This is a genomic window from Enterococcus crotali, from assembly GCF_000633635.1.
Lineage (GTDB): Bacteria > Bacillota > Bacilli > Lactobacillales > Enterococcaceae > Enterococcus_L > Enterococcus_L crotali.
The window spans coordinates 1-12,531 of the sequence record NZ_AYPQ01000013.1 but is presented as its reverse complement, the minus strand read 5'-3'; the positions used below and the strand labels follow the sequence as shown (position 1 = coordinate 12,531).

Here is a 12,531-nt window from a genome sequence, read left to right as displayed (position 1 = left end):
GTCTTTTAAAACAAGAAATTTATCACGGGAAAACCTATTCTAGTTTTAAAGAACTAAAAACGGCAATCGATAACTATATCTATTATTACAACAATGAACGAATGAAAAAGAAGCTGAACTGGAAAAGTCCTGTACAGTTTCGAATAGCCAAAAGTAAAGCAGCCTAATAACGAATAAAAAAACGGAGTAGATTTCTCTACTCCGAAAAAAGTCTAACTTTTTGGGGTCACTACAAAAGGGTCTACTCTTTTTTTGATTTAGCTAGTCAAAATAGGTGCGGTCAGATTTTAAATACTAGCTCCGCCACCGCCGGAAGAACCGCCTCCTCCAGAGAAGCCACCTCCACCGCCGAAGCCACCTCCACCGCCGAAGCCTCCGCCTCCACTTGAAGAGCCGCCACCGAAACCGCCGCCGCCCCAATACCATGGACCACTGCCGCGACCACCACGACCGCCACGTCCTCCTCCAAAAAGAAGGAAAGGCAAGAGAATAAGAAGTACAAAGAAAATACTGAAAAAACCTTCTCCATCGGAGCTATCGTCTGACGCTACTTGATCGATCTCATCATCTGATAACGCATTTTTATCTGCAGGATAATCGTAATGTTTATCGATTAAAGTAGTGACGGCATTAAATGTATATTGTAGTCCTTTATTGATTGAAGCGTCATTAGTTGATTTTAAATCGTCTTTAGCATGTTGTAAAATATTTCCAGCAACGCTATCGGTAATGACATCTTCTAAACCGTAACCGACTTCGATCCGAACATTTCGTTCACCGTCATTGAGGGCATAAAGGATCAAAACACCATTATCCTCTTTTTGATTCCCAATCTTCCATTTTTGGAAAAGGTCGGGTGCGTAACTATCGACACTATCACCTTCAGTCGAATCGATCACAGCTAAAACAACTTGAGGAGCTTCTGATTTTTCTTTATAAAGCTCGCCTTTTCTTTCAACTAAATTTTTAGTTGTCTCATCAAGGATTCCTGGCTGGTCCAAGTAAAAACGATCTGGTGAAGCGGGTAATTCAGCATATGCTGGTGTTTGAAAACTGACAAAAAAGATGACAAGGAAAAATAATACGCTAGGCAATAAACCTCGTCTAAAAAGTTTCATCGATCATCACTTCCCACTAGAGGTACTAGTAGAATTATCAAAATTCACAGAAGGCACAGTGCTGGCTGTTGGATCAGCTTTAAAGTAATCCTTCTTACCTAGACCCATCATATTTGCAAAGATATTTTTAGGGAAAGAAACCACTTGTTCGTTGTATTCTTTCACGACATCATTGTAACGTTTTCGTTCAACTGAAATGCGGTTTTCCGTTCCTTCTAATTGAGTCATTAACGTTTGCACATTATCGTTTGATTTAAGTTCTGGATAATTTTCATTGATAACATTGATCAATGTTCCTACAGATTGATCCAACTCTTGGCTAGCTTTGATTTTATCGGAATCATTGTTAGCGGATCCATATGCTTCACGGGCCTTAGCGATATCACCAAAGACTTTTTGTTCTTGTTGCATACTCCCTTTCACACTGTTGACTAAGTTAGGAACGAGATCGGCTCTACGCTGCATCACATTTTCCACTTGACTCCATTGTGATTCGACAGATTGTTCTTTCTTTGCTAATCCATTGTATTGGCTGATTCCGAATACGCCGATTAAAACAATGACGATCACAGCGATCAAGCCAAATTTTGTTTTGTTGTTTTTCATAAATTTCTCCTCCTAAAATTTAAAAGCTGAACGAGCTCTTTAAACTTGATGTAATGATATTGTAATGTTTCTGCAATGTTTTGACATCCATCTTAAGACCTATTTTTTACAAATAAATCGTTCTATACAGTTAATTATAAGGATTTCTAAGCGATAAGCCAAAGAAACCGACTTTTATAAAAACTTCTTTAGCAGAAAAACAGATGATTTGTCAGTGGCTAGAATTTGTATTAGGGTAAAAGAGTAAGCTGGTCTTACTTTTTTACTAGCAACAAATTCATAGGAGGAATCAAGATGACAGAAAAAATCGAAAATCCGTTAACAAGATTCTACGATGGAAAATTTGAAAAACAATCACAAGAAGCACCTGCGTTACAACAAAAAATGACGCCTGTACCTGACTGTGGAGAAACATCTTACAAAGGATCAGGTAAATTGGCAGGTCGTAAAGCATTGATCACAGGTGGGGATTCTGGTATTGGACGCGCGGCAGCTATTGCTTATGCAAGAGAAGGTGCTGATGTTGCAATCAATTACTTACCTTTTGAAGAAGCAGATGCTAAGGAAGTTAAATCGTTGATTGAAGCAGAAGGCCGTAAAGCCGTTTTATTACCGGGTGATCTAAAAGAAGAAACATTTACTCGCAAACTTGTTCATGACGCAGCGAAAGAGTTAGGTGGCTTAGACATTTTAGTCCTTAATGCAGGTATGCAACAATCTGTGGACAATATCAAAGACTTATCAACACAACAAATCATGGATACTTATACAACAAATATCATTTCAATGTACTGGACAGTACAAGAAGCGCTAGATTATTTGCCAAAAGGTGGTAGTATCATCACAACGACTTCGATTCAAAGTGCAGAGCCAAGTGCAAACTTACTAGATTATGCAGCGACAAAAGGAGCGATTACATCCTTTAGTAAAGGATTATCCGCGCAATTAGCATCTGCTGGTATTCGAGTAAATACAGTAGCGCCAGGACCAATCTGGACAGCATTGCAAATTTGCGGCGGACAACCACCGGAAAAAATTCCTGAGTTTGGTCAGAAAGAATCAATTGGACGAGCAGGTCAGCCAGCTGAATTAGCAGCTGTGTACGTATTTTTAGCTTCTAATGAAGCAAGCTATGTCACAGGACAAGTCTATTCGATCACAGGTGGAAGTTTCTTTGCATAATGAAACGTATTAGCTAAGGAGATGAGTGACCATGCCATGGGATTTAAAGGATTATCCCAATTCATTTAAAAACTTTGAACCGTTGTTAAAAAAGAAAGCTATTGAAATTGCCAATGCGCTAGTGAGCGAAGGCTATTCCGATGACAGAGCGATTCCGATTGCCATTTCTCTGTCTAAAAAGTGGCTAGAAGAAGCAACGGATAAAGAAAAAAATGAGTTTAAGAAAGAAGCCGATCCCAAAAAAACGGACAAACATAGCGATAAAAAAATCAATACCGATTTATTAGATAATGACGTTCTAGTTTACTTCAAGGAAAATCGCTGGTACGTTCAGACGAAAAATGCTGAAAAAGCGGACGATTCATTTACAACGAAAGAACAAGCCGTGGAACGAGCGAAAGAAATCGCTAAAAACAAAGATTCAAAAGTAATCGCCTATAAAAAAGATGAAGTACCTGATAAATAATGAAGAAGCGCCTAAAACGAGTATAGTATGTGCTGGTTTTGGGTGTTTCTTTTTCTATTTCGCTAAAAAGAGAAATTATGTTAGAATAATCTGCAAAACCAAGCCAAAAGAAAAGGGGAAAATCAATGGCTATTTTTTTAGAAATGCCGACCTTAAACCCAGAATTTCCTTTCAGAATTATTTTAAATGATGGAAATATCTTGACTACACCTCACTGGCATCGAGAGATCGAGTTGATTTATGTGACAAAGGGGAGTATCAATTTAGGCATCAACGACCAACCGTATACCTTATCAGAGGGAGAACTGGTAGTGATCAACGGTGGGGATATTCATTATGTGCTCGCTTCACCTGGTAGTGAGCGAGTCGTTTTTCAATTTGATCTTACGTTTTTTGCTACTCTAAATACAGATGAAATCAATTTGAATCATTTTTTGAAGTAGTCGAACCATTGAGTCCAAAGTGGGATAAAGCAACAGAGGCTGCTGTTAGAGATATTCTAATAGAAATGTATAACGAAGAACAAAACCAAAATACTGGTTTTCAATTTCAGTTAAAAGCCGATTTACTGAAGTTACTCGTGTATCTTTTGAGAAATGTTCCTCAAAAAAAAGAAATGCACACAACCCATGAAAAAATTCAGAGCAAAGATATCCTTGAAAAGCTAGACCAAGTTTTTAGGTATGTCGAAAAAAACTATACGAAGAAAATTACACTAGAAGAAGTCGCGGCTTCGATCGGATACAGTCAATTTTACTTTACTAAATTTTTTAAACGGAATACCGGGAAGACGTTTATAACGTTCTTAAATGATTATCGTATTGATAAGGCCAAATGGTTATTGATCAATTCGCCAGATACCGTTTCTGACATCATTAGTCAAATTGGGATTGAAAGTGATAAAACATTTTATCGCTTGTTCAAGCATTCAATGGGCATGTCGCCATTGAAATATCGGGAAAAAATGAGTATAGAAGTCTGATGAGGCAAAACTAGTTACTGGTTTTGTCTTTTTTTGATACAGCAAAATATGAGAATGATAAGGCAAATTCAAGGGATTGAAACCGCTTCTAAATCTTTTATAATCAAGGTGTGTTGAAAACACGTGTATAAACAAGCGCTTATAAACAAAAGTAAAAAATGATCATAGTACTATTTTTGAGAATAGAGGGAGACAGATGCAGGCACAAACAGGATTTTTATGGGGCGGAGCTATTTCAGCTGCTCAAACAGAAGGAAATTATTTAGTGGATGGTAGAAAAATGTCAAATTTCGATTATCTTCCATTGAATGATCAACGGTTAAAGCCCGTCTATTTAGATCAAGAGCATTCAATTTTAAATCCAGAGAAAGAGGAAATCTACCCGAGCCGCACAGCAATTGATTTTTATCATACCTTTAAAGAAGACATCAAATTGTTAAGTGAACTTGGTATCAATAGCTTTCGCTTCTCGATTTCATGGTCACGGATCTTCCCAACAGGAGAAGAAACTGAACCCAATCAGAAAGGCTTGGATTTTTATGAACAAATTCTAGGCGAGCTTGAAAAATACCAAATCGAACCGATCGTGACGATCAGTCATTTTGATTTACCATTTCATTTAGTGGAAAAATACAATGGGTGGCAAAGCCGTGAAGTGGTTGATTTGTATGTAAAGTATGCAAAAACGCTCATGACGTATTTCAAAGGGCGAATCAAGTATTGGATTCCATTCAACGAGATGAATATGGTACTGCATATTCCTTTTATTGGTGGCGGTATCACGTTTAATTCAAAGGAAAATCCATTGCTAATCCAATATCAAGCGGGGCATCATCAATTACTAGCGAATGCACTAACGATCAAAGTTGGAAAAGAAATTAATCCAGACGCTCAATTTGGTGCAATGCTGGCAGCTGGTAAAACATATGCGTATACGTGTGATCCAGAAGATGTATTCGCTGCACTCAAAAGTGAGCGGGAGAATTTACTCTTTTCAGATGTTCAAGTTTTTGGAGAATATCCTAAGTTTACTGCAAATTTCTTTGAAGAAAACCATATTCAGCTAAACGTGACAGAACAAGATAAGTACGTTTTAAAAGAAAATACGGTTGATTTTGTTTCATTTAGTTATTATTCCAGCGCCTGTACGTCAGCGAATCAAGATGGCTTAGAAAAAGTTGCAACAAATGGATTTATGACTGTTAAAAATCCGTATTTACCAGAAAGTACTAGTGTGTGGCAAAATGATCCATTAGGACTTAGAATCACGTTAAATCAGTTATATGATCGGTATCGGAAACCACTATTCATTGTTGAAAATGGTTTAGGAACCCAGGATGTATTAAAGGATCAAAAAATTGATGATGCGTATCGAATCGATTATTTAAAAGGACATATTCAAAATTTATTGCTGGCATTGAATAAAGACGGCGTGGATTTAATTGGTTATATGATGTGGGGAATTATTGATTTAACAAGTGTGAGTGAAGGGCGTATCAGTAAACGCTATGGTGTAATCTACGTTGATTTGGATGATGAGGGCAACGGAACCGGAAATCGATTGAAGAAGGCTAGTTACGATTGGTATCAAAAAGTTGTGAAAACCAATGGCGCTGCGGCATTTAATGATTATTAGAGTTTGTTGAAAAGATCAGCTACATGTTTAAACTGAGAGGGGAAAGAAACATGACATCAAAAGACAATTATAATGAATTAGCGCAACAAATCATCGAAAACATCGGCGGAAAAGAAAACATTGTATCTGCTGTTCATTGTGCAACTCGATTACGTTTTCAATTAAAAGACGAAAATAAAGTAAATGAACAAGCGTTAAAAGAACTTAGTGGGGTCGTGGACATCAATCCAACACCTACACAATTTCAAGTGATCATTGGCAGTCATGTAGCCAAAGTATTTGCAGCAGTTATCGATCAAGGAATCGTTAACGGAGATTCTGAAAACAATGACACTCCAAGTGAAAAACAAGAGACAGGGATCTTCAACAAAATCGTTGATACGATCACGGCTTGTATGACACCGATGATTCCAGCACTTACGGCGGCTGGGATGATCAAAGTGATTTTATCGTTAAGTACGACTTTCCATTGGTTGTCCAATGAATCGAGTACATATCGTGTATTAGATTTTATTGGAGATAGTGCCTTTTACTTTATGCCGATCTTGTTAGCGGTATTTGCTTCACGTAAGTTTAAAGTGAATACATCACTTGCGGTAATTGTTGTAGGAATTTTATTGCATCCTAATTTCACTACCTGGGTTGCAAGTGGGGATCCGATTTCATTTTTAGGTATGCCGATTCAAGGAGTGGGCTATGCGGCTTCTGTTATTCCAGCTTTATTAACTATTTGGATCATGTCTTATATTGAACGCTGCGTAGACAAAATCACACCTAGTTCTCTGAAAATCATTTTAAATCCGACGTTGGTCTTACTAATCACAGCACCTTTGGCATTGATCGTGATCGGTCCTTTAGGAAATTATGCTGGTATGGGACTTGCTTGGTTGATCAATTTACTAGAAGGAAAATTAGGTTTTATTATGGTAGCGCTTCTTGCTGCAGGTATGCCGTTTATCGTAATGACTGGTATGCACCATGCGTTGACACCGATTTTTGTGGCTTCATTTGCAGCGACAGGAACTGAATCATTGATCTTGGTGGCTCAAGTTTGTGCGAATCTCGCTCAAGGTGGTGCATCACTAGCGGTAGCGTTGAAATCAAAAGATAAAAGTGTTAAATCAATTTCCACTGCTGCTGGAATTTCAGCTATCATGGGAATTACGGAACCGGCTTTATATGGCGTAACGATGAAGTATAAAAAACCATTGATCGCAGCGGTGATCGGTGCGGGGATTTCTGGTTGTTTTGCAGGGATCATGCATGTTACGCTGTATGTACCGCAAAATAGTGTAATGGCGATTCTTGGATTTTCTGGGGATAAAGGCGTAGCGAATGTGATTGCAGGAGTATTGATGATGGGCATGTCACTAGTCATTCCATTTATTTTGACATTGTTTTTACAAAAAGAGTCAAAGCCGAGTGCTTCTAGCAAAAAAATAGAAACAAAAACAACTGCTTCTGCTATTTAAAAAAAGAGAAACAAAGGAGAAAATAGATGAATTCTGAGTATTTGCTGACGTTAAACGATCTTAATAATCAAAGTCCTGAATATATTGAAACCTTGTTTGCATTGAGTAATGGTCATTTAGGGATCCGTGCATCCAGTGTTTTAAAGGGTAAAACAACAGATGGCAATCCTGGAACATTTATCAATGGATTTTATGATACGCATCCTATTGTTTATGGAGAATGGGCCTATGGTTATGCGAAAAATCATCAAACGATCGTAAAACTGCCTGATATAAGAAGCCTTATTATCGAAATTGATGGAGAAAAATCAAACGAAACAGATTGGTTTGTGGAACAAACCGATTTTCAATTGAATATGAAAACAGGTATGCTGGAAGAACGCTATGACATCGAGACATTGAGCGGAAAGAAATTTTCACTAGCGCTTTGTTCATTTCTTTCTTATTCACATTCTGAAATCAGTGTTTTTCAGTATACGATCGAAGCGTTGAATTTTTCTGGTGAGATGGTGATCACTAAAAATATAGCCTTTCAGAAAGAAAAAACTAATGATGAAGGGTCGATCGATCCACGAGTTGCTTCGTCTAAAAGTAAACTTAGAATGGAGCCGTTAAATGGCGAGTGGAGCGAAGTGAAAACCGAATTCAGTGGACAATCTGTTTTGATTTCTCAAACATTGAAGACCTCTGATGGCGCGAATGAAGTCGGAAGCCAAACGGTATCAAAACGCATGGTTGTTCAAAAGAATCAAGCAGTCACTTTGACAAACTATGTTGTGCTGTCAAAACCTCTCGCAACGGAGAATGGTCAAGTCATCAAGACAGAAAAAGACAAGTTGACTGAAATTAGGAACAGCCTATCAATGGAACAGTTAGTCAAAGAACAGGTACAGCATTTTTCTGACTTCTGGCAAGCAAGTGACATCGAAATCACAGGGGACCCGATTCTCCAAAAAGGGATTCGTTTTAATTTATTTCATTTATATCAAAATGCGGGTCGCGATGGTCTAACGAATTTTGCAGCGAAAGGATTGACTGGAGAAGGGTATGAAGGACATTATTTCTGGGATACGGAAATGTATATGTTGCCATTCTTTATCTATACACAGCCGGAAATTGCGAAACAATTATTGAATTATCGGGTCTCGATTTTGCCCAAAGCACAAGAACGTGCGAAGGAAATGGCGCAAGATAGCGGAGCTTTATTTGCTTGGCGGACGATCAATGGAGAAGAAGCCAGTGCGTATTATCCAGCTGGAACAGCTCAAATTCATATCAATGCCGATATAGCCTACGCTTTTCAACTATATGAACGGGTAACAGGTGATCATCAATTTATCGCAGAATCTGGTGCTGAAGTGATTGTTGAAACCGCACGTTTTTGGTTGAGTTACGGTAGCTGGGTCGGTAATGAATTTTGCATCAATGGTGTGACTGGACCGGATGAGTATACAGCGTTGGTCAATAATAATTACTATACGAACAAAATGGCGCAAAATAACTTAAGATATGCCGTTACTTTAGCACAGCGATTGAACGTAGTTTCAAAAGAGGAATGGTCTGCTTGGCAAAAAGCGCTGAAGGAATGAAACTGCCATATGATCATGAAAAACAACTGATCAAGCAAGATGATACCTTTTTTGAAAAAGCGAAATGGCCGTTTGAAGAAACACCAAAAGAGAATTATCCGTTATTACTACATTACCACCCGATGATCATTTATAAACATCAAGTATGTAAACAGGCGGATGCCTTACTAGCTGAAATGTTGTTCCCACAAGATTACTCAGTGGAGCAAATTCAAAGAGATTATCAATTTTATGAGGAAGTTACGACCCATGATTCTTCATTGTCACGTTCGATATTTAGTATTCTAGCTAGTCGGACGAAGCAACTAGACAAAGCATATAGCTACTTTATGGATACAGCACTGATGGATCTAACGGATTTACAAGGAAATGCCAAAGATGGGATTCATGCAGCGAATATGGGCGGTAGCTGGTTAAGTATTATTTATGGTTTTGCTGGCTTATCAAGTGCAGGTCAAACGATCCAACTTGAAAATCATTTACCAAAAGAAATTGAAGCCTTGGCATTTAAGCTAACGATTCATGGGACACAAATTAAGGTTACAATGAATCAAAAAGAAGTGAAAGTAACACTTTTAGAATCAAACGATCGATTATCTGTAGAACAAGTGTCTGAAAATAAGGTGATCGTTGCAATCAACTAACAAAATAGCTATGGAGTCAGTAATCAATTGACTTCCATAGCTATTTTGTTATTTTTTAATTGAGTCCAATCATTTTGAAAAGTCAAAAACAGATTAGACCCAACGTTTCTTTGAATTGTAGCGTTTACATTATATAGTGAGTACAGGAGGGACAAGATGATTGATTATCGAATGAGTTATCTTATCAATAGGCCGCACAGCGTGGGTTATGCTATTCAAGAAATCAATGAAATTACAGGATTACCTACAGAAACAGTGATCGATCAACTAGGAAAGCTCAATGAGCAGCTGCAGCAATTTTCCTACGAACCAATTTATTTGGAAAAAGACAAAATTTATTTTTCAAAGCAAGTAGCCGATAAATGGTTGGAACTTCATTTTGGCAAGCTGGAAACAGACATCGTTTATTTGGAAGATGAAAGGCAAGCCTTGCTTTATCTGCTGACGTTTATTGCAGAAGAGGATTTATCTGTTTATCATTATCAAGAATTTCTTCAAGTCAGTAAGAATACAATTTTAGCGGATATCAAAAAGTTGCGTAAACATTTAGCTAAGCAGCAAATCAGTTTGGATTATTCACGAAAAAATGGTTTTTATTTGTCTGGATGTGAAGGGGCTATTCGGATTCAAGCCCACCAGATGATCGCAAAAATAGTTTCATCAGTTTCAGGAAAATGGGGACTGAAAAAAGGATTGATAAAGTATTCAAAAACGTTTGAAGCAGATGTCCGTTCTCACCTTTTTGAAGCGATCAGGCGAGTGAACTAGTCATTGTGCCAAGTCGAATCGAAGAGACGATTTATTTTATGGCCTATGTGTTAAAACGAGCAAAAGCGTATTCGTTTAGGTTGGACAGACAAGCGAAAGATACGTTAAAAGAGCTGAATGCTTTTAATGGAAGTCAGCTGTTTTTAGCTAAATTTCCTGAAATCCTTGAGCCTGAAAATGAGCAATTCTATTTTACGCTAATTTTTATGACGATCACACAAGGAGAAATCCGTGATACAGCGTTGGAATTTTTACTAGAATGTGCAAGTCAGATCATTCATGAGATGGAACGTTTAGCGGCAATTGAGTTTAAAGCGTATCGAAAATTATTACTCGACCTTTTTTTTCATTTAGTGCCAGCTTTTTTTAGGATCAAGTATCATTTTTCGCTAGCGAATGTCTTGACTGAAGAAATCAAAGAACAATATGGGGAACTATTTGCTTTAACTAAAATAGCACTGCATCCTTTAGAACTATTGATAGGTCAACCAATTCCAGATGAAGAAGTTGGGTACTTCACGATTTTATTTGGTGGTGAGATCGGCAATCAACGGGAATTAAATCGGGTGATTCGTTATAAAGCGTTGGTTTTATGTCCTAGCGGCATCAGTTCGTCGTTGATCATGCAATCGGAGTTGAAGGAACTGTTTCCAACGATCGATTTTAGTTTAACCACAACGGTGGATCAACTAGAAAGCATTGCGGAATCTGACTATGATGTGATTTTTTCTAGTGTTCCGTTGACTACACCTAAAAAAATGTATCTGGTCAATCCAATCATGTCGCAATTGGAAAAGAACAATCTGATTCGTTGCGTGCAGGAAGATTTATTGATTCCAGGAATTATCGTCCCTTCTATAGACGAAATTATTGAAACTTTATTACCTTATATCGACTTAAAAAAAGGGGTTACCAAAGAAAAAATTTACCGTATCTTAAATCGAAAAATGATCAAAAAACTGAAAGCGAAAGAAGATGAGAAGCCAATGTTATCAGAGTTGCTAACGACAGACATGATCCAATTGACAGATAAAAAATTAACATGGGAAGAAGCGATTGCTTATGCGGCCCAACCTTTGAAAACGCAAGGGAAAATCACAGAGGACTATATAGAAGCCATGATCCAAAAGGTCAAAGATTATGGGGCTTTTATTCATATTGGCAAAGGAATCGCATTGCCTCATGCAAGACCCGAAGATGGCGTCAAACAATTAGGGATGTCCCTTTTGAAAGTGGAAGAACCTGTTTTACTTTTAGATGATCCTAAGCATGAAATCACTATTTTTATCTGTTTAGCAGCTGTTGACAATGAAATGCATTTAAAAGCGTTGGCGAGCTTAACAAAAATTTTATCGAACAAAGAGAATTTAGAGCAGTTATTAGCGGCAAAGGATCAAGAAACAATTATTCAGTTATTAAAGGAAGGAGAATCATTATGAAAATGGCAGCAGTTTGTGGATCTGGCTTAGGATCTAGTTTTATGGTGGAAATGAATATCAACAGTGTGTTGAATGAATTAAGTGTAACAGGAGTAGAGGTCTCGCATTACGATATGGGCAGTGCAACGCCGGATTTGGCAGATATCTTTTTTGTAGGGGGCGATTTAGCAGATAGTGCGCAGCATTTAGGGAATGTGGTTGTTTTGGATAGTATTATCGATATGGATGAACTAAGAGAAAAAGTCAGAGCCGTATGTGTGGATGAAGGGTTACTCTAAACTAAAGAAGGTGGGAGAAAAATATGAATAGTATCTTAAATATATTGATCGATATTGCAAGTACGCCAGCAATTCTGGTAGCCTTGATCGCAGTTCTCGGATTAGGGTTACAGAAAAAGCCGATTTCAGATGTTGTCCGTGGCGGAATCAAAACCTTTGTTGGGTTTTTAGTGGTAACAGCAGGAGCCGGTGTGATCGAAGGCTCACTAGCTCCGTTTGGTGAAATGTTCCAGCATGCGTTTAATATGCAAGGGGTGGTGCCGAATAATGAAGCAATTGTTGCCTTGGCACTGACGAAATATGGGACGTATACAGCACTTATTATGTTAGCGGGAATGGCGTTTAATATCT

At 37.9% G+C, this 12,531-nt stretch carries 13 protein-coding genes and 1 pseudogene; 12 read left to right on the top strand and 2 right to left on the bottom strand.

Translation table 11 applies throughout. The annotated features are described in order from the left end of the window. Positions 1–167: IS3 family transposase (locus V192_RS0118590; protein ID WP_029948351.1), on the top strand; the 167-nt coding region annotated here is incomplete at its 5' end. Between the two features lie 120 nt (positions 168–287). Here the strand turns inward: V192_RS0118590 and V192_RS0118585 are convergent. Together V192_RS0118585 and V192_RS0118580 are read right to left on the bottom strand one after the other, a co-directional pair. After that, positions 288–1,118, bottom strand: coding sequence for a TPM domain-containing protein (locus tag V192_RS0118585; protein ID WP_025873752.1), 831 nt, complete (start codon positions 1,116–1,118; stop codon positions 288–290). A gap of 6 nt (positions 1,119–1,124) precedes the next feature. Beyond that, entirely contained in the window at positions 1,125–1,724 is a 600-nt protein-coding gene (locus V192_RS0118580) for a LemA family protein (RefSeq protein ID WP_010770804.1), read from the bottom strand. A gap of 294 nt (positions 1,725–2,018) precedes the next feature. On the opposite strand from V192_RS0118580, the gene V192_RS0118575 reads away from it, so the two are divergent. The 11 genes and pseudogenes from V192_RS0118575 to V192_RS0118535 all read left to right on the top strand — a co-directional run. After that, entirely contained in the window at positions 2,019–2,906 is an 888-nt protein-coding gene (locus V192_RS0118575; RefSeq protein WP_025873751.1) for an SDR family oxidoreductase, read from the top strand. Between the two features lie 31 nt (positions 2,907–2,937). Further along, a complete protein-coding gene (locus V192_RS0118570) occupies positions 2,938–3,372 on the top strand; it encodes a DUF2188 domain-containing protein (RefSeq protein ID WP_025873750.1) in 435 nt (144 codons plus the stop codon). A gap of 125 nt (positions 3,373–3,497) precedes the next feature. After that, positions 3,498–3,815 (top strand): cupin domain-containing protein, encoded by a 318-nt coding sequence (locus V192_RS22505; RefSeq protein WP_051581987.1) that lies wholly within the window; start codon positions 3,498–3,500, stop codon positions 3,813–3,815. 8 nt (positions 3,816–3,823) lie between these two features. Continuing rightward, the gene (locus V192_RS22500; RefSeq protein ID WP_051581986.1) at positions 3,824–4,354 is read left to right on the top strand and encodes a helix-turn-helix transcriptional regulator; all 531 of its coding nucleotides are present in this window, start codon (positions 3,824–3,826) and stop codon (positions 4,352–4,354) included. 196 nt (positions 4,355–4,550) lie between these two features. Beyond that, positions 4,551–5,990 (top strand): family 1 glycosylhydrolase, encoded by a 1,440-nt coding sequence (locus tag V192_RS0118560; RefSeq protein WP_025873749.1) that lies wholly within the window; start codon positions 4,551–4,553, stop codon positions 5,988–5,990. A 50-nt stretch (positions 5,991–6,040) separates the two neighbouring features. After that, positions 6,041–7,462 (top strand): PTS transporter subunit EIIC, encoded by a 1,422-nt coding sequence (locus V192_RS0118555; RefSeq protein ID WP_025873748.1) that lies wholly within the window; start codon positions 6,041–6,043, stop codon positions 7,460–7,462. A 26-nt stretch (positions 7,463–7,488) separates the two neighbouring features. Then, a pseudogene (locus tag V192_RS20740) lies at positions 7,489–9,695 on the top strand (glycoside hydrolase family 65 protein). Between the two features lie 156 nt (positions 9,696–9,851). Further along, a complete protein-coding gene (locus V192_RS22685; RefSeq protein WP_275574561.1) occupies positions 9,852–10,463 on the top strand; it encodes a helix-turn-helix domain-containing protein in 612 nt (203 codons plus the stop codon). A gap of 5 nt (positions 10,464–10,468) precedes the next feature. After that, complete coding sequence (locus V192_RS20735) at positions 10,469–11,902, top strand: BglG family transcription antiterminator (protein WP_275574560.1); 1,434 nt, start codon at positions 10,469–10,471, stop codon at positions 11,900–11,902. Further along, positions 11,899–12,180: a PTS sugar transporter subunit IIB gene (locus V192_RS0118540; RefSeq protein ID WP_025873747.1), complete on the top strand. Its 282-nt coding sequence runs from the start codon at positions 11,899–11,901 to the stop codon at positions 12,178–12,180. The genes V192_RS20735 and V192_RS0118540 overlap by 4 nt, the downstream gene beginning before the upstream one ends. Before the next feature lie 23 nt (positions 12,181–12,203). Beyond that, positions 12,204–12,531: PTS transporter subunit IIC (locus tag V192_RS0118535; protein WP_029948350.1), on the top strand; the 328-nt coding region annotated here is incomplete at its 3' end.

Bases quoted from the DNA above. Each gene is read 5' to 3' on its own strand.
- V192_RS0118570 (WP_025873750.1), top strand. From the start codon at position 2,938: ATGCCATGGGATTTAAAGGATTATCCCAATTCATTTAAAAACTTTGAA.
- V192_RS0118585 (WP_025873752.1), bottom strand. From the start codon at position 1,118: ATGAAACTTTTTAGACGAGGTTTATTGCCTAGCGTATTATTTTTCCTT.
- V192_RS22505 (WP_051581987.1), top strand. From the start codon at position 3,498: ATGGCTATTTTTTTAGAAATGCCGACCTTAAACCCAGAATTTCCTTTC.
- V192_RS0118555 (WP_025873748.1), top strand. From the start codon at position 6,041: ATGACATCAAAAGACAATTATAATGAATTAGCGCAACAAATCATCGAA.
- V192_RS22685 (WP_275574561.1), top strand. From the start codon at position 9,852: ATGATTGATTATCGAATGAGTTATCTTATCAATAGGCCGCACAGCGTG.
- V192_RS0118540 (WP_025873747.1), top strand. From the start codon at position 11,899: ATGAAAATGGCAGCAGTTTGTGGATCTGGCTTAGGATCTAGTTTTATG.
- V192_RS0118575 (WP_025873751.1), top strand. From the start codon at position 2,019: ATGACAGAAAAAATCGAAAATCCGTTAACAAGATTCTACGATGGAAAA.
- V192_RS0118580 (WP_010770804.1), bottom strand. From the start codon at position 1,724: ATGAAAAACAACAAAACAAAATTTGGCTTGATCGCTGTGATCGTCATT.
- V192_RS0118560 (WP_025873749.1), top strand. From the start codon at position 4,551: ATGCAGGCACAAACAGGATTTTTATGGGGCGGAGCTATTTCAGCTGCT.